General features: G+C 53.0%; 17 protein-coding genes and 2 pseudogenes. 10 read left to right on the top strand and 9 right to left on the bottom strand.

The genetic code is table 11. The features are described from left to right. The first annotated feature begins 4 nt into the window (after positions 1–4). Both REH51_RS15320 and lapB read left to right on the top strand, forming a co-directional pair. Positions 5–310 carry a lipopolysaccharide assembly protein LapA domain-containing protein gene (locus tag REH51_RS15320; protein WP_009722714.1) on the top strand — a complete coding sequence of 102 codons (306 nt, stop codon included), beginning with the start codon at positions 5–7 and terminating at the stop codon, positions 308–310. Further along, positions 311–1,510 (top strand): lipopolysaccharide assembly protein LapB, encoded by a 1,200-nt coding sequence (gene lapB / locus REH51_RS15315; RefSeq protein WP_498936233.1) that lies wholly within the window; start codon positions 311–313, stop codon positions 1,508–1,510. It begins immediately after the preceding gene. Positions 1,511–1,526: 16 nt separating this feature from the next. On the opposite strand, the gene pyrF is transcribed toward lapB, so the two are convergent. Beyond that, positions 1,527–2,240: an orotidine-5'-phosphate decarboxylase gene (gene pyrF, locus REH51_RS15310; protein WP_498936231.1), complete on the bottom strand. Its 714-nt coding sequence runs from the start codon at positions 2,238–2,240 to the stop codon at positions 1,527–1,529. A gap of 251 nt (positions 2,241–2,491) precedes the next feature. Between pyrF and REH51_RS15305 the strand changes: the two genes are divergently transcribed. Continuing rightward, positions 2,492–2,776 carry a ComEA family DNA-binding protein gene (locus REH51_RS15305; protein WP_009722711.1) on the top strand — a complete coding sequence of 95 codons (285 nt, stop codon included), beginning with the start codon at positions 2,492–2,494 and terminating at the stop codon, positions 2,774–2,776. Between the two features lie 188 nt (positions 2,777–2,964). Here the strand turns inward: REH51_RS15305 and prpF are convergent, their stop codons facing one another. The 5 genes from prpF to REH51_RS15280 form a co-directional block, all read right to left on the bottom strand. Next, entirely contained in the window at positions 2,965–4,143 is a 1,179-nt protein-coding gene (gene prpF, locus REH51_RS15300) for a 2-methylaconitate cis-trans isomerase PrpF (RefSeq protein WP_498936229.1), read from the bottom strand. 153 nt (positions 4,144–4,296) lie between these two features. Next, complete coding sequence (gene acnD / locus REH51_RS15295) at positions 4,297–6,936, bottom strand: Fe/S-dependent 2-methylisocitrate dehydratase AcnD (RefSeq protein WP_009722709.1); 2,640 nt, start codon at positions 6,934–6,936, stop codon at positions 4,297–4,299. Positions 6,937–6,969: 33 nt separating this feature from the next. Next, entirely contained in the window at positions 6,970–8,097 is a 1,128-nt protein-coding gene (gene prpC / locus REH51_RS15290; protein ID WP_009722708.1) for a bifunctional 2-methylcitrate synthase/citrate synthase, read from the bottom strand. Between the two features lie 55 nt (positions 8,098–8,152). Next, positions 8,153–9,052, bottom strand: a complete 900-nt coding sequence (gene prpB, locus REH51_RS15285) for a methylisocitrate lyase (protein ID WP_009722707.1) — start codon at positions 9,050–9,052, stop codon at positions 8,153–8,155. A gap of 43 nt (positions 9,053–9,095) precedes the next feature. Next, a complete protein-coding gene (locus REH51_RS15280) occupies positions 9,096–9,839 on the bottom strand; it encodes a GntR family transcriptional regulator (RefSeq protein WP_009722706.1) in 744 nt (247 codons plus the stop codon). A 250-nt stretch (positions 9,840–10,089) separates the two neighbouring features. On the opposite strand from REH51_RS15280, the gene pabB reads away from it, so the two are divergent. Both pabB and REH51_RS15270 read left to right on the top strand, forming a co-directional pair. Then, positions 10,090–11,448, top strand: coding sequence for an aminodeoxychorismate synthase component I (gene pabB, locus REH51_RS15275; RefSeq protein WP_009722705.1), 1,359 nt, complete (start codon positions 10,090–10,092; stop codon positions 11,446–11,448). Between the two features lie 115 nt (positions 11,449–11,563). Beyond that, positions 11,564–12,184, top strand: a pseudogene (locus tag REH51_RS15270) (phosphoadenosine phosphosulfate reductase domain-containing protein). A 104-nt stretch (positions 12,185–12,288) separates the two neighbouring features. Here REH51_RS15270 and cysB read toward each other — a convergent pair. Beyond that, positions 12,289–13,263 (bottom strand): HTH-type transcriptional regulator CysB, encoded by a 975-nt coding sequence (gene cysB / locus REH51_RS15265; RefSeq protein WP_498936228.1) that lies wholly within the window; start codon positions 13,261–13,263, stop codon positions 12,289–12,291. Between the two features lie 298 nt (positions 13,264–13,561). On the opposite strand from cysB, the gene trxA reads away from it, so the two are divergent. Then, positions 13,562–13,945 carry a thioredoxin gene (gene trxA, locus REH51_RS15260; RefSeq protein ID WP_009722702.1) on the top strand — a complete coding sequence of 128 codons (384 nt, stop codon included), beginning with the start codon at positions 13,562–13,564 and terminating at the stop codon, positions 13,943–13,945. Positions 13,946–14,022: 77 nt separating this feature from the next. On the opposite strand, the gene REH51_RS15255 is transcribed toward trxA, so the two are convergent. Continuing rightward, entirely contained in the window at positions 14,023–15,120 is a 1,098-nt protein-coding gene (locus REH51_RS15255; RefSeq protein WP_009722701.1) for an AI-2E family transporter, read from the bottom strand. A 192-nt stretch (positions 15,121–15,312) separates the two neighbouring features. On the opposite strand from REH51_RS15255, the gene REH51_RS15250 reads away from it, so the two are divergent. Then, positions 15,313–16,146, top strand: a complete 834-nt coding sequence (locus REH51_RS15250) for an SIMPL domain-containing protein (protein ID WP_498936226.1) — start codon at positions 15,313–15,315, stop codon at positions 16,144–16,146. Here the strand turns inward: REH51_RS15250 and serS are convergent. Then, the gene (gene serS / locus REH51_RS15245) at positions 16,085–17,362 is read right to left on the bottom strand and encodes a serine--tRNA ligase (protein WP_009722699.1); all 1,278 of its coding nucleotides are present in this window, start codon (positions 17,360–17,362) and stop codon (positions 16,085–16,087) included. The two genes, REH51_RS15250 and serS, sit on opposite strands and share 62 nt — an antisense overlap. A 338-nt stretch (positions 17,363–17,700) precedes the next feature. Here serS and REH51_RS15240 point away from each other — a divergent pair, with 338 nt between their 5' ends. The 3 genes and pseudogenes from REH51_RS15240 (at position 17,701) to ydiJ (ending at position 22,842) form a co-directional block, all read left to right on the top strand. Further along, positions 17,701–18,954: a dicarboxylate/amino acid:cation symporter gene (locus REH51_RS15240; protein WP_039868714.1), complete on the top strand. Its 1,254-nt coding sequence runs from the start codon at positions 17,701–17,703 to the stop codon at positions 18,952–18,954. Positions 18,955–19,068: 114 nt separating this feature from the next. Further along, a complete protein-coding gene (locus tag REH51_RS15235; protein WP_009722696.1) occupies positions 19,069–19,659 on the top strand; it encodes a DUF4202 domain-containing protein in 591 nt (196 codons plus the stop codon). Between the two features lie 87 nt (positions 19,660–19,746). Further along, a pseudogene (gene ydiJ / locus REH51_RS15230) lies at positions 19,747–22,842 on the top strand (D-2-hydroxyglutarate dehydrogenase YdiJ). Positions 22,843–22,896 lie beyond the last annotated feature (54 nt).

Below are 22,896 nucleotides of genomic sequence, written 5' to 3'. Positions count from 1 at the left end.
TCTCATGCGTTGGATTAAAGGGCTGATTCTGGCCGTCATATTGCTGGTTGTTCTACTGGTAGGCATTTTATTTGCCGTCAACAACCAACAAACTATTGCCTTAAACCTGATTTGGGCAGAACTGCCGCCTGTTTCACTCTCTGTATGGCTGCTAGCTACGTTAGCTCTCGGCGTTATCCTGGGCATGCTCGCCATGCTAGGTGTGTACGTACGCCTTAAAGCACAGCTGGCACGAAGCGAACGACATAACAAGCAACAGCGCAAAGAGTTAGACCGCCTACGCACTCAGGAGCTAAAGGAACTGGCTTAAATGTATGATGCCGTGCTGCTAGGCGTTCTATTGGCAGGCATTGCCATCGGCTTTGGCCTGGGTGTTCGTTATGCTTCCCGCCGCCGCCAGCGCACTCACGACTCTCGCCCCTCAGGTTTATCGAGAGAATACTTTGTCGGGCTGAATTACCTGCTCAATGAGCAGCCCGACGAAGCTATCAACACTTTCGTCAATGCATTGGATGTAAATAGCGATACCGTGGAAACCCACATCGCGTTAGGAAAGCTGTTTCGCGCACGAGGTGAAGCAGACAAAGCCGTTAGCATTCATCAAAATCTACTTGCTCGTCCTGCCCTCTCCACCAGCACTAACGAACATGTACAGCTTGAGCTAGCACGTGACTTTATGGCGTTAGGCGTTCATGACCGTGCCCAGCGAATGCTGAGAGCACTGCTGGATAAATCAGTCAATGAAATCTACCGACAGGAAGCTAAACGGCTACTGATTGATTTACTTGAGCGCGAAAAAGACTGGCAAGAAGCACTCGACGTGGTTCAATCATTGTTAAAACAACAGCCTGGTATGCGCAGACCCGCTGCTCACTGGCTATGTGAGCTCGCCCTGGAAGAGATACATCAAGCAAGTCGAGCGCTCGCCCGCAAGCACTTAAAAAAAGCACTCCAGCTTGATGAGCGATGTGTCCGCGCGACGCTATTACTGGCTGAACTGGAGATGGATAATGGGCATTACACTCGCGCTATCGAGCGCCTAAACCATATTCCCCAGCAGGATATTGCTCACATTCCCACCATGCTGCCCGCTCTTCAGCATGCTTATGAGCGTAATAACGATATTCAGGGGTTTGAAACGCATCTTTATCGGCTGCTGGGGCAAGCGCCATACACCAGCATCATTATCGCCTTAGGAGAACTCGTTCATCAAAGAGATGGCGTAGACAACGCCATTGAACGAACGGGTGAGTGGCTTAGAGAGGCGCCCAGCTTAGGCGGGCTTGACTACTTAATCGACCTTTATCATGAAAGCCAACGCTTAAGCGGAAAAACCCCGCCAGACACACGCTTACTGCTACTAAAGCATCACACCAATGCTCTTTTACAGGGCAAGTCTCGTCATCGCTGTCGCCGCTGCGGCTTTGCCAGTGACAGCCTAGCATGGCAGTGCCCTAGCTGCCGCCGCTGGGGCACTATTAAACCTATTACCGGAGTTGATGGCGAGTAACTAACCGACATTACTATCAGCCAGCCAGCTCAGCTTCTATGGCTGGTAGCGCCAGCATTGGCTCTTCCGCCTGTGTGACCGGCCGCCCAATCACTAAATGTGTACTACCCACCCGCATCGCATCGCTTGGGGTCATAATACGCTGCTGGTCATTAGCCGCAGCAAAGCTCGGCCGTATTCCTGGGGTTACCTTCAAAAAGTCGTTACCACAGAGCGACTTTATTTGCGCAGCTTCCTGGGCTGAACAAACAACACCGCCTAATCCGCTCTGCTGAGTTAATGCGGCTAAACGCAAGACATGCTCTTCTGGCGTATCATCAATGCCTGTCTCTCGTAAGTCCTCAGCTTGCATACTGGTTAGTACAGTAACAGCGATAAGATGTGTACTTAGCCCATGATCATCTAAACGCTTGGCAGCCGTTTCCATCATCTTGCGCCCACCAGAAGCATGCACATTAACCATCCATACGCCTTGCTCAGCCGCCGCCTGCACCGCGCCTGCCACCGTGTTGGGGATGTCATGAAATTTTAAATCTAAAAAAATTTCAAAACCACGACCATGCAAGGCTTCTAACACAGCAGGACCACTGCGCGTAAACAACTCTTTACCCACCTTCACCCGGCAGCGTTTAGGATCAAGTTGATCAGCCATGCATAAGGCCGAATCAAGAGAGGAATAATCCAAAGCAATAATCAAAGGGGGATCATTAGCCACTGCGCTTAACTCCATTTTTCATTTGGCCGCATTATAACAGCCATCTCAGCCCTACGGTGTAAGCGATTAACCATTATCAGGGAGCAAAAATCTTACAAACACTATCGTTAATGTCTTACAGAACTCCTCCTATAAACGTATTAATTTAGTCATGGCAAAGGGCAGAGAAGATATGACCTACCCTTTTGCGCATGCAACCCGCCGCAATGCATAAGTGCGTACACAGGAGCGGCGACTCCAGGGAAAAACCAAAGAGGATATTAACAATGAAAATAACGTTTAAAGGACTATTGGCTGCACTATTACTGAGCTTAAGCCTAGGGGTTTCGAACCTTGCTTTGGCACAAGACATAGCGCCCATTAATGTGAATACAGCGAATGCTGAACTACTTGCGGAATTGCCTGGTGTAGGCCCAAGCCGTGCGGCCGCTATTATAGAAGAGCGCGAAAACAATGGCGCGTTTGCTAATGTAGATGACCTCACCCGCGTTAGCGGCATTGGCCCTGCTACTGTTGATCGTATGCGCGATCAAGTGGCGATTGAAGAGTAAGTCGCTAAAGAAAAGGTAAGCGTAAAACTTACATCACCATTGCTTGAAGCCGCCGCTTGGGGTAAAGCCCATGCGGCGGCGATAGCAATTAAAAATGGCACCTTATCAGATGCTACTTCAAACCGCCTCCAAGCCCCCTCTAAAGCCGACATCAACTAGTTAGAAGCTTTTTCCCATCAAGAGCTGCCTCAAAAGCTATCACCGGGTATCCGAACAGAGCCTTCCATTAACACACGTGCGCTTCGGCTCATGACGGCTTGATCAATCTGCCAACGCCCGTCTGCCAAGCTTGCTTTTGCACCTACCCGTAACGAGCCAGAAGGATGCCCAAAAGTAACCGCTTCACGCTCGTCGCCACCTGCGGCTAAATTTACTAACGTGCCTTGAATGGCTGGTGCTGCGCCGATAGCCACCGCTGCGGTACCCATCATTGCGTGGTGCAGCTTACCCATTGAAAGCGCCCTTACCACAAGATCAATGTTTTCTTCACTCACCGCTTTGCCACTGGAGGCCGTATAGCTGGCAGGTGGGGCAACGAAAGCCACTTTCGGCGTATGCTGTCGGCTGGCCGCTTCATCAACGTGCTTAATCAATCCCATACGCACCGCAGCGTGAGCGCGAATAGTCTCAAACATAGCGAGCGCTTTGGCATCGCTGTTAATCGCTTCTTGCAACTCACAGCCTGTATAGCCGATGTCCTGGGCGTTAACAAACACGGTGGGGATGCCCGCATTAATCAGTGTGGCCTTCAGAACGCCTACCCCCGGCACCTCCAAATCATCAACCAAATTGCCGGTTGGGAAAATTGCCCCTTCACCATCAGCAGGGTCCATAAAGGCCACAGGGATCTCGGCGGCAGGAAAGGTCACGCCATCTAACTCAAAATCACCGGTTTCCTGCACTTGACCATTCACAATAGGCACTTGAGAGACAATGGTTTTACTGATATTAACCTGCCAAATACGTACTTCAACGACACCGTTTTGCGGTATTTTGGCGGGATCAACTAACCCATTGGCTATCGCGTAAGGACCTACTGCTGCTGATAAGTTGCCGCAGTTGCCGCTCCAATCCACAAATGGCTTATCGATAGAGACTTGGCCAAACAGGTAGTCCACATCGTGATCCGGCGACTCACTCTTAGAAAGAATCACGGTTTTACTGGTGCTGGACGTTGCGCCCCCCATCCCATCAATCTGTTTTTCATAGGGATCAGGACTACCAATCACCCTCATCAGTAGCCTATCCCGCGCCTCACCATGCACTCTAGCCGCTTCGGGTAAATCATTTAGGGTAAAGAACACCCCTTTACTGGTGCCGCCTCGCATGTACGTAGCGGGAATACTAATTTGTGCAACATGAGACATAACTAACGCTCCCTAACCATTCTCAATGACTGTTTTCAACAACCATTCTCAATAACCGTGCTTAATAACAACATGCTGAAAAAAAGAGCCCGGCGCTTAGCGACGGGCTCTTTCAGTTATCGCCTTGGCGCTATACGTTACACGCCTGCTTGGCTACGCCGTGGTGGACTCAAGAAAGTCCTGGGCGAAACGCTGCAACACCCCGCCAGCAGAGTAAATTGTGACCTCTTCGGCGGTATCAATGCGGCAAATCACCGGCACTCGCTCAGTCGTACCGCTCTGGCGATGAATAATCAGCGTCAGCTTAGCTCCCGGCTGCGGGGCACCTTCTACGTCGAAGACTTCCGTACCGTCCAGCGCCAAGGTTTTACGTGTGGTGCCCTCTTCAAACTGCAGCGGCATCACCCCCATACCAATTAAATTGGTACGGTGAATACGCTCAAAGCCTTCAGCCACAATGGCTTCAACACCCGCCAGGGCAACGCCTTTCGCCGCCCAGTCACGCGAGGAACCCTGACCATAATCCGCACCGGCAATAATAATCAGCGGCTGTTTACGTGCCATATAGGTTTCAATGGCTTCCCACATCCGCGTCACGGTGCCTTCTGGCTCAACACGTGCCAACGACCCCTGCAGCACTTTGCCCTGCTCGTCGTGCACCATTTCATTGAACAGCTTGGGGTTGGCCAATGTCGCCCGCTGGGCGGTTAAATGGTCGCCGCGGTGGGTGGCGTAGGAGTTAAAGTCCTCTTCAGGCAGGCCCATCTTATGCAGGTACTCACCTGCCGCGCTGTCTAGCATGATTGCGTTAGAGGGCGACAAATGATCTGTGGTGATATTGTCCGGCAAAATCGCCAACGGACGCATACCTTTCAAACCACGTTCGGCAGCCATATTGCCTTCCCAGTAGGGCGGGCGACGAATATAGGTGCTCTGGGGCCGCCATTCATAAAGCGGGCTCACTTGAGTGCGGGCACTCTTGTCGAGGTCAAACATTGGGATATAGGTTTGACGGAACTGTTCTGGCTTCACTGATGCCTTCACAATCGCATCGATTTCACTATCGTCGGGCCATATATCTTTCAGCGTGACGGGGTTACCGTCATGGTCAGTACCCAGCACGTCTTTCTCAATATCAAAGCGAATAGTGCCCGCAATCGCGTAGGCAACCACTAATGGCGGCGATGCCAAAAATGCCTGCTTAGCATAGGGGTGAATGCGCCCGTCAAAGTTACGGTTACCGGAAAGTACCGCTGTGGCATATAGATCACGATCGATAATCTCTTTCTGGATCACCGGATCTAACGCCCCGGACATACCGTTACAGGTTGTACAGGCGTATGCCACGACACCAAAGCCAAGTGTTTCCAGCTCATCCATCAGCTTGGCTTCTTCCAGATACATCTTGACAGTTTTTGACCCCGGCGCTAGCGACGACTTAACCCATGGTTTGCGGGTTAACCCCAAGCGGTTAGCATTACGAGCAATTAAGCCAGCTGCTACCATGTTGCGCGGGTTAGAGGTATTCGTGCAGCTGGTAATGGCGGCGATGATGACTGCGCCATCCGGCATTCTGCCCGCTTGCTCGTCGGCCCGCGCTTTATCCAGGTCGATCGCGATACCGCGCTGGGCTAGCTCCGAGGTAGGCAAATGCGCATGGGGGTTGGAAGGCCCTGCCAAGGTGCGAGCAACGCTAGAAAGATCAAAGCGCAGTATCCGCCCGTACTCGGCAGTTTTTAAACTATCGGCCCACAACCCTGTGTGCTTGGCATAGGCTTCGACAAGAGCAACCTGCTCATCCTCACGCCCCGTGAGCTTGAGGTAATCAATGGTTTGGTTATCGATGTAGAACATCGCCGCCGTAGCACCGTACTCAGGCGTCATGTTGGAAATGGTCGCCCGATCACCAACAGTTAACGCATCGGCACCTTCACCGTAAAACTCCAGGTAGGCACCTACAACGCGCTCTTTACGAAGAAACTCGGTAATCGCCAACACCATATCGGTGCTGGTAATGCCCGGCTGCAGTTTGCCGGAGAGTTCTACACCGACGATATCCGGCAGGCGCATCATCGAAGCACGGCCCAGCATTACGCTTTCGGCTTCAAGACCGCCCACACCGACGGAAATGACGCCAAGCGCATCGACCATTGGCGTGTGGCTATCGGTGCCTACGCAGGTATCTGGGTAAGCAATACGCACGCCTTGTTCATCAGGGCGGCACTGCACCACCGGTGACATTTTCTCCAGATTGATCTGGTGCATAATGCCGTTGCCCGGTGGAATCACATCGACGTTCTCAAAAGCCACTTTGGTCCAGTTAATGAAATGGAAGCGGTCATCGTTACGGCGATCTTCCACCTGGCGGTTTTTCTCGAAAGCGTCTTCCTCGAACCCTGCGTGCTCAACAGCCAATGAGTGATCAACGATCAGCTGCGTAGGCACCACAGGATTCACTTTCGCCGGGTCACCGCCCTTCTCAGCGATGGCATCCCGTAGACCAGCGAGGTCGACTAACGCGGTTTGCCCCAGGATGTCATGACACACAACGCGTGCTGGGTACCAAGGAAAATCCAAGTCTTGTTTACGTTCAATCAGCTGCTTTAGGGCATCGGTTAGCAACGCTGGGTCGCAGCGGCGAACCAGCTGCTCGGCCAACACCCTGGAAGTATAGGGCAGCGTCGCGTAGGCGCCGGGCTTGATATCTTCAACGGCTTGCTGCGCATCGAAGAAATCTACCGGGGCACCCTCTGCCGTCACGCCTGGCAGCGGCTTGCGATAATTCGTGTTCATAATGCCTCTCACTTAATCACGGCCCGTTAAGGGTTAGTCACGCGCTTCGATGGGCACCCACTCGCTCTTCTCAGGACCAGTGTAGTCGGCGCTGGGGCGAATAATGCGGTTATTGGCGCGCTGCTCGAATACGTGGGCTGCCCAGCCTGTCAAACGGGACATCACGAAGATCGGCGTAAACAGCTTGGTCGGAATATCCATGAAGTGGTAAGCACTGGCATGGAAGAAGTCCGCGTTGCAGAATAGTTTCTTCTCACGCCACATGACTTCTTCACAGCGCACAGAAACGGGGTAAAGCACGCTGTCGCCTACGTCATCGGCAAGCTTCTGCGACCACTCTTTGATGATTTCATTACGCGGGTCAGACTCGCGGTAAATCGCATGGCCAAAGCCCATGATCTTCTCTTTGCGCTCAAGCATACCGAGCATTTCGCGCTCGGCTTCTTCCGGCGATGCCCAGTTCTCGATCATTGCCATGGCCGCTTCATTAGCACCGCCGTGCAGCGGGCCACGTAGTGAACCAATCGCACCGGTGACACAAGAGTGCATGTCAGAAAGCGTCGAGGCGCAAACCCGCGCCGTAAACGTTGAGGCATTGAACTCATGCTCGGCGTATAGAATCAACGATACGTTCATTACCCGCGCATGTAACTCAGAAGCAGGCTCACCGCGCAGCATATGTAGGAAGTGGCCGCCTACAGAGGCATCGTCAGTTTCGGTATCAATGCGAACGCCGTCGTGGCTGAAACGGTACCAGTAGCAAATAATCGAAGGCAGCACCGCTAACAGGCGATCGGAAACATCCTGCTGCTGGTCAAAGCTCTCTTCAGTTTCCAGGTTACCCAGCATGGAGGTACCGGTGCGCATAACATCCATCGGATGCGCATCTTTGGGAATTTGCTCCAGCACGGATTTCAGGGCATCGGGCAAACCACGCAGCCCCTTTAGCTTGGTGATGTAGCCATCAAGCTCGGCTTGGTTAGGCAGCTTGCCTTTCAGTAACAAATACGCGACTTCTTCAAACTTTGCCTTCTCGGCCAACTCTTTAATATCAAAACCACGGTAGGTTAATCCGGAACCCGTTTTACCCACCGTACACAGCGCTGTGGTACCAGCGCTTTGTCCACGGAGTCCTGCGCTGTTTTGCGGTTTATCAGCCATGTCGTGTCTCCTGTCAGCTTTTTTTATATGTTTTAGTAATTGATGGTGTTAACGGCTATTCAGCGTCTTTCTGCTCGGCAAATAGCGCGTCGAGCTTTTGCTCAAAATCGTGATAGTTCAAAAAGTCGTACAGCTCATCGCGGGTCTGCATGGTATCGACCACCTCTTTTTGATGACCGTTATCCAAAATGCTCTGATACACCTTTAAGGCGGCAGCATTCATGGCTCGGAAGGCGGAGAGCGGATAGAGCACCATGCGACAGCCCACCTCACCCAGCTCCTGCTGAGAGAACAGCGGAGTCGCACCAAATTCAGTGATATTGGCCAGAATTGGCGCATTTACGCGCGAACAGAACGCACGATAATCATCCAGCGTGTGTACGGCTTCGGCGAAGATCGCATCTGCCCCTGCTTCTACGCAGGCATTAGCGCGCTCGATGGCAGCGTCTAAGCCCTCTTTCTGGAACGCGTCGGTACGCGCAATCAGATAAAAATCAGGATCTAATTTGGCATCTGCTGCGGCCTTAATGCGGTCAACCATTTCCTGCTGGGACACAATGGCTTTATTCGGGCGATGGCCGCAGCGCTTCTGAGCTACTTGGTCTTCCAAGTGAACAGCAGCAACGCCTGCGCGCTGCATCTCTTTAACGGTACGCGAAATATTAAAAGCACCGCCCCAGCCTGTATCAATATCTACCAGCAGCGGAAGATCAGTAGCACCGCAGATACGATGCGCATCTTCCACCACGTCGTTCATACTGGTCATACCCAAGTCCGGCAAGCCGAAAGAAGCGTTAGCCACGCCGCCGCCCGACAGATAAATCGCTTGATGTCCGACTCGCTCGGCCATCATCGCGGTATACGCGTTAATCGTGCCTAGAATCGGTAGTGGGCGGTTCGTTTCTAGCGCAGCACGAAAGCGAGCACCTGGCGTGAGAGTAGATGAAGTGGACATTGGCGTTGCTCCTTTAGAAGGCTTAACGGATAGGCGTATCGAACTAATCCGCTGATGACGTTGTTTGCTGTTCAAGAACAGCGGCGTAGCGGTCGGCGACGTTTGCACGGGAAGCACTGACGTGGCGTCGCATCAGCAACTCAGCAAGCTCGGCATCACCGGCTTCAATGGCATCCACAATGCGATGATGCTCGACAAAGGCGAGTTGTGGCCGCTTACCGCTGGCGCTGAACTGGGTACGGTAAAGACGTACTAAGTAGTAGAGATCATCGCAAAGCAGGTTCATCAGCATTTTGTTGTGGCTGCCTTGAACAATCCGATAATGGAAGTCGAGATCGCCTTCGCGCTGGTAGTAAGCTTCGCCACGTTTGAGGTCTGCCTGCCCTTCATGGAGCGCAAGCACCTCTCGCAGCCCCTTGATCTCTTCGGCAGACATATGTTCGGCAGCCAAGCGTGCTGCCATGCTCTCAAGCGCTTCGCGCACATCAAAAAGCTCAAGCAGCTCTTTCATAGAGAGCTTGACGACTCGAGCGCCAACGTGGGGAACACGTTCAATTAGGCGGTGCGCCTCTAAACGCCGCATGGCTTCGCGCAACGGTCCGCGAGAAATACCGTACGTTTTAGAAAGTCCCGGCTCGGTAATTTTGCTGCCCGGCGCCAGCTCTCCACGTACAATAGCGTCTTGAAGCTGATGAAAGACCCGCTCAGCCAGCGTTCGGACTTCTGGAGAGACCTGATCATTGGGCGAATCAGCTGTAGAACGAGAAAGAGTAGCAAGTGAGGTCATGGCTAATTGTCGACAATTATGGGGTAGGAGAACTTTAGCCCGCCACATTTGTGCCGTCAACTAGTCAAAATGGTCGATTTTATTCACCTTTCGTGTAACCCCGCTATTTATCCCTGGGCCAATGTCAACAATCCACCTTTTCGTTAAACATATTTCACCTATCGTGAGAAAGACGTCAGTGGTTGGCACTGGTGTCATCAATTAACGACCTCTAGAATGCGTTGCCTTCCATTGGCCTGGCGTTTGCTTCATGACATCGGCGTTGACCATTAAAGCCCTACCCTACTCTCCTGATCCACTGGAGACCTTTGCTCACCTGCGAAAACGTCATGGTGCAGTGTTACTTGATAGCGGCCGCCCATCAGCGAACGGGCGCTACGACATCATGAGTAGTGACCCACTAGCCACGCTAGAAGTCATGCCTGACGGCCAAACCAACTTCACGTCAGCGCAGCTTGAACTTCCGTCGGCACTTACTGGAGATATGACCGCCCAGCAGCAATGGATGCTTGAGCAGCTACCCAGCGCAGATTTATCTAGCGAGCTACCGTTTTTGGGCGGCCTGATTGGCTACTGGAGTTACGATCTAGGGCGCAATAATCTGGCGATTCCCAGCCGCCACCCCAGTGTTACTAATCTACCTTTAGCTCGTCTGGGGCTTTACGACTGGTGCATTACCTTTGATCACGAAATGCAGACTTCATGGCTCATCGCGTCAACGAGGCGCCAACAGCAAGTTCTGCAGTGGCTTGCTCACCCACCTGCCAGCCTTGATAAAAACTTTCAATTAATCAGCCCCTTCCAGGGTGAGCTTAGCCAAGCGGATTACACCGAACGTTTTAATGCTGTTCAGCGCTACATTCGCGCTGGCGATTGCTATCAAATCAATCTTGCTCAGCGGTTTACAGCGCGCTACGAAGGCGATGAATGGCAGGCTTATCTACGCTTACGCAAGGCAACGCCGACGCCCTTCTCGGGCTTCATGGCATGGGGAAACCAAGCAGTGCTCTCACTTTCCCCAGAACGCTTTATCCAGTGTAGAGACGGGCTGGTAGAAACGCGTCCAATCAAAGGCACAAGGCCAAGGGGTAAGTCGTCGGAAGAGGATATCGCCCTAGCAGAACAGCTATTAAGCAGCACCAAAGATCGCGCGGAAAATGTCATGATTGTGGATTTGCTACGCAATGACTTAGGCCGAGTATGCGCGCCAGGATCTATTCGTGTACCACAGTTATGTCAGTTAGAGAGCTACCCCAACGTGCATCATTTGGTAAGCGTTGTTCAAGGCCAGCTTGCTAAGCACCGTTCGCCATTGTCTTTGCTGACAGCAGCGTTTCCTGGCGGTTCTATTACTGGCGCGCCAAAAATACGTGCCATGCAAATTATCGACGAGCTAGAGCCTTGCCAGCGCAGTGTCTATTGCGGAAGCCTAGGCTACATCGATAAACGGGGCAGCATGGACACATCGATTGCGATACGCACCATGGTGGCAGATGCAGGCAAGCTGCATGTTTGGGGCGGAGGTGGATTAGTAGCCGACTCTAAGGCAGACGAGGAATACACGGAAACACTGGATAAAATCTGTCATCTCATTGGCGCTTTGGAATAAATAACAAAATTCTTAAATCAAAAAGGAATATAAAAGCCAAACCAAACGGTATTGGGGCTAAGCCCCTTCCCTTTGATAGCCTAGTGTCATACTCGACCTTATGACAGGAGGCAACATGTCTTCAGCGCTTGACAGCATTAACCGTGATTTCGCCAATAATCCCCAGGGCCTAATTGAATGGGCATTTAGCCAAGGTGAGCGCCCTATTTGCACGACTAACTTTCGTCCGTTTGAGGCGGTGATCCTTCACATGGTGACCCAGGTACGTCCAGACACACCTATCGTGTGGATGGACAGCGGCTAAAACACTGAAGCCACCTACCAATTTGCCGATGCATTGATTCAACGGCTGAACCTGAACATGGTGAGCTTTATTCCTAAGCGAACCCGCGCTCACCGTGAAGCGCTAGAAGGGCCAATGCCCAGCATTGACGACCCACGTCACGCGGCTTTTACCCAAGAAGTGAAAATTGAGCCGTTTGAGCGTGCCCTGCGGGAAATGCAGCCAGATATTTGGTTCACCGCCCTGCGGGCAGAGGACACACCAGAGCGGGCTAAAATGCAGCCAGCCAGCCGCAACAGCGATGGCCTGTTAAAAGTCGCCCCGCTGCTGCAGTGGACAGCAAAAGATATGTACTACTACCTTGAGGCTCACGACCTGCCTAACAACTTCGACTACTTCGACCCCACCAAGGTGGAAGATAAACGTGAGTGCGGCCTGCATTTACAGCACTGATATAGAACCCACAGTACTGATAACACACTGTACTGGCATAGAGCGGTGAATAGCGCCCTGATATTAGTTTCAAGCGCTATTCATCGCCTACCCGATTGTTGTTCCTAATGTTCAGGAAGCTCTACCCCCTCAAACAGCTCATGCTCAAAGCGTGGGCCAGCCAACAAGGCTTCATCTACCAAGTCCCGGGTGAGATGAGGCGCAAAGCGTGCTAGGAAATCGTACATATAGCCACGCATAAAGGTGCCACGGCGGATACCAATTTTGGTCGTAGAGCTAGCAAACAGATGACTTGCATCCAGTGCTACCAAGTCTTCATCTAACACTGGATCAACCGCCATATGGGCAACGATACCAACGCCCATTCCCAGCCGCACATAGGTTTTAATCACGTCGGCATCGCCAGCCGTTAACACCACATTCGGCGTAAGCCCCTGCGCCTTAAACGCATCATCTAACTGCGAGCGGCCGGTAAACCCAAACACATAAGTAACAAGCGGATGTTCAGCGAGCGCTTGAAGGGTCAGCGGCTTATTAATCAATGCCAGCGGGTGATCTTTAGGTACTAAAACGCAACGATTCCAGCGGTAGCAAGGTAGTAACACTAAGTCGGTGAACAGTTCTAGTGACTCTGTGGCAATCGCAAAATCGGCCTGACCTTCGCTAACCATCTGGGCAATTTGCTTTGGTGTGCCCTGCTGCATATGTAGTGCAACATCGGGGTACTTAAGCGTAAACTCACTAATGATAGGAGGCAGCGCATAGCGTGCCTGAGTGTGAGTAGTCGCAATCGACAAGCTACCCCGACGCTCATCGCTGTGCTCTTGGGCGACTTGTTTGATGTTTTCTGTCAGCTTCAACACCTGACCTGCCAGCTCAATGATTGACAGCCCCGCTGGGGTTACGCGGGTAAGATGTTTTCCGCTGCGTGCAAAAATCTCAACGCCTAGCTCATCTTCAAGCAAGCGTATTTGCTTGGAAATACCCGGCTGCGAGGTAAACAAACTCTGCGCGGTTGCTGACACATTCAGGTTATGTCGATTGACTTCCCAGATATAGCGAAGTTGCTGTAGCTTCATATCCTCACCTTATTATCTATGCAGGAAGCACGTTAAAGCGCATCCTCGCGCCGCTGCCGACTTGCCCCACCCGCGAAGTACTTAGAGGTGAAGTACTTGGGGGTGACACGCCTCATGCACACAATTTTGAATAAAAAATCATCTTATAATTCACTTATAGTATAAAAAATAGGCGTTACGAACACCCCTTAATTTTTCATCACTGCTGTCAAAACGTCATAGGAAATTTGCCAGCACCTTCTGCGCCCGCTAACATCTGCCAACTTGGCGCGGTGAAAGTGCGCTAGTAAAACGCGTAATGACCGTTGCTCCATTTGAGGCAACGAAACAGCAAGAGCAACGCAAACGGGAGAAACAAATGGCTAACAATGTTGATGTCACCAACGCCAATTTTGAGCAAGAAGTCCTCAACGCCGAACAGCCAGTCCTGCTGAAGTTTTGGGCCCCCTGGTGCGGTCCCTGTAAAGTAATGGCACCTGTGGTTGATGAAGTTGCTGCCGAACGTGGTGATAATCTGAAAGTGGTTAGCGTGAACGTTGACGATGCGCCTGAAATTGCTGCAGAGCAAGGTGTACGCGGTGTTCCGACAGTGATGCTATTTAAGTCCGGCACGAAAGTGGCTTCGCTGGTAGGTGCTCAGTCTAAATCTCAGCTGACCCAATTTATCGATCAAAACGCCTAACCCGCGCTAAAAGTTACCGCTGGCATTGACTGCCAGCGGTAACTTTCTGCACTCCCATCCCAAACGCCCCTTTCTTTTTATTCTCGACGCTTCCAAGGTGGACGACGCGCATCGCCAAGACGCGTCCGACGCTGCCCCCCTGGCCCCAGCAAATGGGCAATCCAGCGAGTCTGGGGATGGCTATCCAAGGCGATCTTTAACGTCATCGTCAATACTACCGACAACAGCATACCCGCAGCGCCAAATATCCACCCCCACACGACCAACGAAAGAAACGCCACAAACGTCGATAGCCCCAACGCTTGCCCCATCACCCGTGGTTCAATCAGGTTACCCAAAACGAAATTAATCAATAAATAAGCAGATGCGAGTAACAGCGCCTGTAATGCTCCGCCATCCTGGGATACCAGCAATAGCAGTACGGGAGGAATCGCCGCCAAGGCCGAACCGATATTGGGAATAAAGTTAAGGGCAAAAGCCAGTACCCCCCAGAGTAGCGGAAACTCTACGCCCACTATCAAGCAAGAGAGCCATACTAACACCCCCGTGGCCAAGCTGATGACGGTCTTCACCGCTAGGTAGCGCTTCAGCGTTAAACTAAACTCGCTAAACCGCTTTAGGCTTGGGGCTGGATTCTCAAGCGCGCGCGACACTTTATCTCGGAAGTTAAGCGTTTCAAACAACATGAAAATCACCAACAACCCGATGATACTCCCCTGCATAAAGAGATTGCCGAGTTCGCCTAATAGCGCTGTCACCCACGACCCATCATCTTCCATGGCAAACATATTACTGAGCTGGTCAGGATCAATAGCTAGTCCACGGCTAGAGAGCGCGTTCAGCAAATCCCAATAGTGCTCATACAAACGCGACTCGATATCCGGTAGCGCCTCGACAAAGGTGCTAAAACTGTTCACCACCAGCAAACCAATTAAGGAAATAAATCCCAGCAGCACCAGCAATGTCAAAAAAGCAGAGGCACGCCTGCTTAGGCCACAGTGGTGTAGCCACTGAACAGGCGACGTGCATACAACAGCAATAAATACCGCTAATAGAAGGGGTACCAGAAGATCCGCCCCCGCCTTCATACCCGCAACAATCACCACTAGCGCGGCAAGCGCCAGGGTCGCATTTAAAGGGATACTACGATAATCCTCATCCGATAATTTCGACATTGCCCTTTCCTTAGCGTGTTATCCATACATCATGGCTGCTCACGTGATATTGCACAAACCATGACAACATTAAGCAACTGCTTTGCGTCTACTCTTAGCCAATGAACTTTATGGCGCTTCGCCCTTCCAAGCAGCGTCACACTATAAGTTAGTTAACTCTAATCATTGGCTCTCTCAGTAAGGAAGTGACCTATGAATTCAGCAACACCACATCTAAAACGCTTGCGCTATGGCGTGCTTGGCAGCGCGCTTCTCGCCCTCCTGGCAACGTCTACGGCTTTCGCCGCACCACCCACTCCGCCCAGCTTGCATGTCCAAGCCCAGTCATGGGTAGAAGTAGAGCCCGACAAAGCCACTCTCTCTGCACGGCTGTGGGAAAACACACCAGCGGTCTCCACTCTGGAAGACACCGACAGTGCCGCATTGAGTGACGCACGCGAACGGCTTGAAACTCGTGCCAGTGAGCTAATTAAAGCCATGGAAGAGATCGGCATTGAACAACGTGCCATCAATGCTGGGTCGCTCAATGTCTATCCTGAACATGTCGCAGGCCCGCGTAATGATGAAGGCGAGCAAGAAACGTTGATGCGCACCCGCTTAGAGCGCCCTTTTAGTGTTGAGCTTACCAATATAGACCAATTGGGCGAGGTATTTGACGCAATGATAAATGCTGGCGTGAACACGCTGGACGGCGTTCAGTTTGATCTGCAAGACCGCGACGCCGCTACCGATGAAGCACTGACTAAAGCGCTAGAAAAAGCCCGCCATAAAGCGGACTTAATGGCCAGCACGCTAAACGTAAGACTTGGCCAAGTGCGGCGCATTGAAGAAGTCCAAGCGCCCACTTTCCAACCCCGCATGATGGCCATGCGCGCTGAGAGCGATGCCATGGGCAGTGGTTCAGCTAGCGACTATCGCCCCGGCACCATTCGTATCGATGCCGAGGTCAACGTCGAGTGGGCACTTAGAGGGCAAGACGCTCAAGGCCGCCCAGGTAGGGTTGCAGAGGCACAGGAACAGCAATAGAGCCATCTACCTGCTGGTGGTTTTCAAGCACCGCCAGCAGGCACCGCCCCACTGCTAAGCCCGAGCCATTCAGCGTGTGTAGCAACTGCGGCTTTTTAGCCTCCGGGTGACGGAAGCGCGCTTGCATGCGCCGCGCCTGGAAATCTTCGCAGTTAGAGACTGACGAAATTTCCCGATATGTTTCTTGGCTAGGCAGCCACACTTCCAAATCGTAGGTCTTCGTCGCCCCAAAGCCCATATCACCGGTGCACAACGTCACTACGCGGTAAGGTAAGTCCAGCGCCTGAAGAATCGCTTCGGCATGGCCACGCATCTCTTCCAGAGCTTCATAACTCTTTTCTGGCTCTACGACCTGCACCATTTCCACTTTATCGAACTGATGCTGGCGGATCATGCCGCGTGTGTCGCGCCCATGGGAACCCGCCTCACTGCGGAAACAAGGCGTGTGGGCAGTCAGCTTCATTGGCAGTGCCGCTTGATCCACGATCTCATCACGCACAAAGTTAGTTAGCGGCACTTCCGACGTAGGAATCAGATAGTATTCCCGCTCGTCGTTAAGCTTAAACAGATCTTCACCAAATTTCGGCAGTTGGCCTGTGCCCATCAGCGAATCGCGATTCACCATATACGGCACGTAGCACTCTTCGTATCCGTGCTGCTCGGTTTGGGTATCCAGCATAAACTGCGCCAGGGCCCGGTGCAGGCGCGCAATCGGCCCACGCATTACCGCAAAGCGAGCGCCTGTTAGCTTAGCCGCCAGCTCAAAATCGAGATAGCCCGACTTCTTACCGAGATCAACGTGGTCCAGCACCTCAAAATCAAACTCACGAGGTGTGCCCCAGCGGTGGAGCTCAACGTTATCGTCTTCGTTCTTACCTTCTGGCACGCTTTCATGGGGCACATTGGGAATGCCGCTAATAGCATCATCCCAATCAGCCTGCACCTCGGCCAGCTCACGCTTGGCATTATCCAGACGCTCGCCTAAATCGCTCACTTCATCCAGCAACGGCTGAATATCTTCACCGTTAGCCTTCGCTTTGCCAATCGCTTTTGAGCGCATATTGCGCTCGTTTTGCAGCTGCTCGGTCTGGGTTTGCAACTCACGACGGCGCGATTCCAGCGCTTGCAGTGCCGCTTTATCAAGTTCGAAGCCCCGCCGGGCCAGTTGTTGCGCTAGCGCATCAAGATCACCGCGCAGCAGTTTCGGATCGAGCATGAGTTATCCCTTGGCCTGAAATCAGTGGAACACGGCGTACACTGCCCGTGATGAAAGGGGCCTATTGTAGGCAAAAGCAAGGCGTGGAGCTATGGGGGCAGCGTCAGGGAATTATTGCCTGATGCAGCAAATTATAAAAAGCAGATTGGAAAACGATACTAAGGGCTCGCTTGCTCAAGAAAATATCATTCTGAAAGTTTGCTGCACAAAACTCATCTCCCCTGTATGCGCTATTACCAATTGGCATAAAAACCTTGGCTCATTAGTCAAAAGTGGTAGAGTGCCCGCCGATTTGCAGCGCAAATCACTAACAACGGGTTTTAAACAGGAGAAACGTAGTGCAGGAAACAGCGAAAAAGGGAAAATTTTCTTGGTGGCGTGGAATCGCGCTATGGAAAAAAATTCTGGCGGGGTTGGCGCTAGGGGTGTTAGCAGGGGCAATGCTGGGTGAAACTGCCAGCATCTTTAAGCCACTCGGCGATATTTTCATTAATGCCATAATGATGCTGATTGTACCGCTGGTGTTCTCCACGCTGGTAGTGGGTATTACCTCCATGCGGGACCCACAAAAAATGGGCCGCATTGGTGCGCGTACCATTACGCTGTATTTGGTGACCACGGCCTTTGCGATCAGCATTGGCCTAGTGCTTTCCACCCTGTTACAGCCTGGGGTTGGCGTCAATTTAAGCTTCGATACAGAAGTGGCTGCAAACGAAGCCCCCTCCCTGATCTCTATTCTGGTTAACTTAGTACCACGTAATCCTCTCGATGCTCTGGCTAACGGCAACATTATGCAGATCATTGTGTTTGCCATTGGCTTAGGTATTTCGCTAACGCTGATTGGCGAAAAAGGCGAGCCGGTTATGAAGGTCTTCGATAGCTTTGCCGAGGCGATGTACAAGCTTACGGGGATTGTCATGGCCTTTGCGCCCTTCGGCGTATTTGGCTTAATCGCTCACGTTTCGGGCCAGTATGGTTTAGAGATCCTACTGCCGCTGGCCAAGCTGATTGGCGTGGTGTATCTCGCCAGTATTCTGCATGTGTTGGTGGTTTACTCTGGCTTTATTTCACTACTTGGCCGGCTAAACCCTGTGCGTTACCTCCAAGGCAGTTTAGATGCCATTGTGGTGGCGTTCTCCTCCGCCTCATCTGCAGGCACGCTGCCGGTGTCAATTCGCTGTGCGCAAAAAAACCTAGGGGTTTCAGAAGGCGTGTCTGGCTTTGTGCTGCCAGTGGGCGCAACGATTAACATGGACGGCACCGCCCTATACCAAGGCGTAGTGGTACTGTTTATTGCCCAAATGACCGGCACCGATTTAACCATGATGGATTACGGCATGATTGTGGCCACTGGCACGCTGGCCTCGATTGGCACCGCGGGTGTTCCCGGCGCAGGCCTGATAATGCTTTCGATTGTAATGGCGCAAATTGGCTTGCCTCTGGAAGCGATTGCTGTGGTCGCCGGTATTGACCGTATCCTGGATATGGCCCGCACCAGCGTAAACGTGGCGGGTGATTTGATGGTCACGACCCTGGTGGGCAAAAGCGAAGGCGAACTAAACGAAGAGGTTTATAACAACAGCCGCACATAGACTCTCCGTGAATATTACTTTAGCGCCTGCTGCCTTTGTGTAGCAGGCGCTTTTTTATGCCCAGCCGCTAACCTGCTAACATATCGTTATATACTCTTAACCATGCGAACCCTTATGCCTTCTGAGCTTGAACAAACTCTAACGGCCATTGATGCGCTTCACGCTCAAGATCCACGTCAAACCACTCTTGCCGATGGCAACCCCCTGCCTCAGGAACTTGTCTACGCTCAGCGTATGAGCCATTGGTTAGAACAGTTACAATCAGCCCCCGCCGAGCTGTTGCGTTTGGCAGTACGCGCCCAGCATCTCCAGCGCTGGCTTGTACCGCGGAGTGATTACCCTGAAGGGCGCATAGGCTATTTAACCTGGCGTCGCGACCAGAGTGAGCGCGCGGGCGACACCACTGCCCAACTGATGCGCGACGCTGGCTATAGCGCTGCTGACGCCGAACGAGTCGCAACGATTATTCGTAAGAAAGGTCTTGGTCGCGATTCCGATGTGCAAGCGCTGGAAGATTGCGCCTGCCTAGTGTTTTTGGAAAATTACTTCGCAGATTTCTCCCGCAAGGTTGAGCACGACCATATGGTGCGTATTGTGCAGAAAACCTGGGGCAAGATGTCACCCCAAGCACATGCACTTGCCCTGGCACTGCCTATGAGCGAGACCAGCGCAGCGCTGGTGAAAGAAGCGCTGGGCAGCGCATAAGACGCACCACCAAGATGCAGAGCCGCGGTAGCTGCGGTAAAGTAGCGTATCCCCTATCCGCTCCCAGCAGTGACGGCTTGATCAACTATGATTGCATCTTTGGATTCTCGTACGGCCCCGTTTAAACGCCTAAGTACTCATTATGTGCGTTTTCTCGACGCCTTGCGCGCTCGCGGCTTTGAAGGCGAGATTGCCCCTGACTACGCCAACCGCACGGTGCTGGCGACGGATAACTCGATTTACCAGCGTCTGCCTCAGGCGGCGGTGTTTCCTAAGCACGCGGAAGATCTTGAGCGCCTTGCCAAGCTAGCCGCTGAGCTGCCCCACCGCGATATCGTGCTCACGCCTCGGGGCGGCGGCACCGGTACCAACGGCCAGTCGTTGACCGACGGTATCGTGGTGGACGTTTCCCGCCATATGAACCAGATCCTCGAAATCGATGTAGAGGCGCGGCGGGTACGCGTTCAGGCGGGCGTGGTGAAGGATCAACTCAACGCGGCGCTGAAGCCCCATGGGTTGTTTTTTGCCCCGGAGCTGTCTACTTCTAACCGCGCCACCATCGGCGGCATGATCTCCACCGATGCCAGCGGCCAGGGCAGCTGCGAGTACGGCAAAACCCGTGACCATGTGCTGGAACTGGACACGGTTCTGCTGGGGGACAGCATCTGCATAGCCGCCCGCTTAGCGCTGAAGAAGAACAGGCTGAGTGCCAACAGGAAGGCATTCTTGGTCGCGTGCACTCCACCGCCGCTGAGATTATCGACCAGCAGCGTGAGCTGATTGAGGCGAAATTTCCGCCGCTCAACCGCTGCTTAACCGGCTACGATTGGCGCATCTGCGGGAGGCGCAAGGCCAACTGAACCTGAACAGCCTGCTGTGTGGTTCGGAAGGCTCGTTGGGCTTTTTGAATGAAGCGGTATTGAACGTGCTGCCGATTCCCAAGCACGCCACCTTGGTTAATGTGCGCTACCCAGGCTTTATGGACGCCCTGCGTGATGCTAAGGCATTGATGGCCAGCAGCGCTCGGCCCACCTCGATTGAAACCATTGACGACACCGTGTTGCAGTTGGCCATGGAAGACTTTGTCTGGGACAGCGTAGCTGAGTTTTTCCCCGCCACCGGTAGTACGCCGATTCGTGGCATTAATCTGATCGAATTTAATGACGATGATCCTGAGCGCTTGGCGGAACGGGTACAGGCGTTCACTGACCATTTGAGCCAAGACGCTACCGTCGAGCGTTTAGGCTACACCCTGGCCGAAGGTCGCCCGCAGATCCAAAAAGTTACGCCATGCGCAAGCGCTCGGTGGGTTTGCTGGGCAATGTGCAGGGCGAAAAGCGCCCGATTGCGTTTGTAGAAGATACCGCCGTACCACCGGAGCACTTGGCTGACTTTATTACTGAGTTCCGCGCCGCGTTGGATGCTAGGCAACTTGCATACGGGATGTTTGGCCATGTGGATGCGGGAGTGCTGCACGTGCGCCCGGCGCTGGACATGAAAGATCCCGAGCAGGAAAAACTGATTCGTGAGATTTCCGATGAAGTGGCAGCCCTGACCCAGAAGTACGGCGGGTTGTTGTGGGAGAACACGGCAAAGGCGTGCGCTCGGAGTACGGCCCCAAGTTCTTTGGTGAGTTATACCCCAGCCTGCAGCGCGTTAAAGCCGCGTTTGATCCGCATAACCAGCTAAACCCAGGAAAAATTGCGTCGCCCGCCGAAAGCAATAACCTGATTGCCAAAGACAGCGATCCTGAACTGTTAACGATCGATGGCGTCACTATGCGCGGCCAGTTGGATCGCACCATCGACGAACGCGCCTGGCAGGCCTACGACGCGGCGGTGTATTGCAACGGCAACGGTGCCTGTTATAACTACGACCTTGATGACCCCATGTGCCCTTCCTGGAAGGCTACCCGCGATCGTCGTCATTCGCCCAAAGGCCGCGCCAGCTTGATGCGTGAGTGGCTACGCCTACAAACCCAGGCGGGTATCGATGTGGTGGAAGAGTCGCGCAAGAAAAAAGCCGAAAACGGCTGGGGCTTTGTTAAAAGCTTTCCCCGCCGGGTCATGAACACCGTTAGCAAGCAGCAACACCACGACTATTCTCACGAAGTTTACGATGCCATGGCGGGCTGTTTAGCGTGTAAATCCTGCGCGGGCCAGTGCCCGATTAAGGTCAACGTACCGCAGTTCCGTTCGCAGTTTTTAGAGGTCTACCACGGCCGCTATTTACGCCCGCTGCGCGATTACATCATCGGTGGCACCGAATTCATGTTGCCAACCCTTGCCAAGGTTGCGCCGCTGTATAACGCCCTACTCAACCAGCGCTGGGTAGATAGCCTGATGCGTAAAGGGCTTGGAATGAGTGACTCCCCGCAGCTTTCCCGTGCCAGCGTAAAGAAACAGCTAAGGGCTTGGGGCATCGCCGAAGCCACGCCCACATCGTTGGTACTGCTTACCGAGCAGCAGCGCGCTAACAGCGTGATTATTGTCCAGGACGCCTTCACCAGCCACTTTGAAGCCAAGCTGGTGATGGACGTGGTGGAACTGCTGTCGCGGTTGAATCTGCGAGTGTTTGTGATGCCATTTTCTGCCAACGGCAAACCGCTGCAGGTGCAGGGCTTTTTAGGCGCCTTTGAGCGCACAGCGGAAAAACAGGCCAAGCGCCTGCGGGCGTTGGCAGAGTTCGACGTACCGATGGTGGGTATCGACCCCGCCATGACGCTGACCTACCGCCAAGAATACGTCAAAGCCTGGGGCCGAGCAAGTGCCCAACGTGTTAATGCTGCAAGAGTGGCTGGCTACCCGTATTAACACGCTAGCGCCTAGCCAGCTGAACCTAACCGATCCTGGCTTTAAGCTGCTGTCCCACTGCACCGAAAAAACCAACGCACCGGGCAGCCCCAAGGCCTGGCAGCAGGTGTTTGCGGCGTTTGGCTTACAGCTAGAGTTAGCCACCACAGGCTGTTGCGGGATGTCCGGCACCTACGGCCATGAAACCCGCAATGTCGAAACCTCGAAGACGATCTACGCCCAATCCTGGCAGCCCCAGGTGGAAGCCGAGCAAAACAAGGGCAAGCTGCTCGCCACAGGCTACTCCTGCCGCAGCCAGGTGAAACGCTATTCTGGGCAAACTTTGCCACACCCGCTTCAGGCGTTGCTGACATGCTTGCGTAGCCGTTGAATCCAAAACGACTAAATATCAAAAAGAAAACAGCCCCTCATCTGCTAGATAAGA

This window comes from Halomonas bluephagenesis (assembly GCF_054790765.1).
This window is presented reverse-complemented; position numbering and strand designations above follow the sequence as displayed.

Bases quoted from the DNA above. Each gene is read 5' to 3' on its own strand.
- REH51_RS15320 (WP_009722714.1), top strand. From the start codon at position 5: ATGCGTTGGATTAAAGGGCTGATTCTGGCCGTCATATTGCTGGTTGTT.
- lapB (WP_498936233.1), top strand. From the start codon at position 311: ATGTATGATGCCGTGCTGCTAGGCGTTCTATTGGCAGGCATTGCCATC.
- pyrF (WP_498936231.1), bottom strand. From the start codon at position 2,240: ATGGAGTTAAGCGCAGTGGCTAATGATCCCCCTTTGATTATTGCTTTG.
- REH51_RS15305 (WP_009722711.1), top strand. From the start codon at position 2,492: ATGAAAATAACGTTTAAAGGACTATTGGCTGCACTATTACTGAGCTTA.
- prpF (WP_498936229.1), bottom strand. From the start codon at position 4,143: ATGTCTCATGTTGCACAAATTAGTATTCCCGCTACGTACATGCGAGGC.
- acnD (WP_009722709.1), bottom strand. From the start codon at position 6,936: ATGAACACGAATTATCGCAAGCCGCTGCCAGGCGTGACGGCAGAGGGT.
- prpC (WP_009722708.1), bottom strand. From the start codon at position 8,097: ATGGCTGATAAACCGCAAAACAGCGCAGGACTCCGTGGACAAAGCGCT.
- prpB (WP_009722707.1), bottom strand. From the start codon at position 9,052: ATGTCCACTTCATCTACTCTCACGCCAGGTGCTCGCTTTCGTGCTGCG.
- REH51_RS15280 (WP_009722706.1), bottom strand. From the start codon at position 9,839: ATGACCTCACTTGCTACTCTTTCTCGTTCTACAGCTGATTCGCCCAAT.
- pabB (WP_009722705.1), top strand. From the start codon at position 10,090: ATGACATCGGCGTTGACCATTAAAGCCCTACCCTACTCTCCTGATCCA.
- cysB (WP_498936228.1), bottom strand. From the start codon at position 13,263: ATGAAGCTACAGCAACTTCGCTATATCTGGGAAGTCAATCGACATAAC.
- trxA (WP_009722702.1), top strand. From the start codon at position 13,562: ATGACCGTTGCTCCATTTGAGGCAACGAAACAGCAAGAGCAACGCAAA.
- REH51_RS15255 (WP_009722701.1), bottom strand. From the start codon at position 15,120: ATGTCGAAATTATCGGATGAGGATTATCGTAGTATCCCTTTAAATGCG.
- REH51_RS15250 (WP_498936226.1), top strand. From the start codon at position 15,313: ATGAATTCAGCAACACCACATCTAAAACGCTTGCGCTATGGCGTGCTT.
- serS (WP_009722699.1), bottom strand. From the start codon at position 17,362: ATGCTCGATCCGAAACTGCTGCGCGGTGATCTTGATGCGCTAGCGCAA.
- REH51_RS15235 (WP_009722696.1), top strand. From the start codon at position 19,069: ATGCCTTCTGAGCTTGAACAAACTCTAACGGCCATTGATGCGCTTCAC.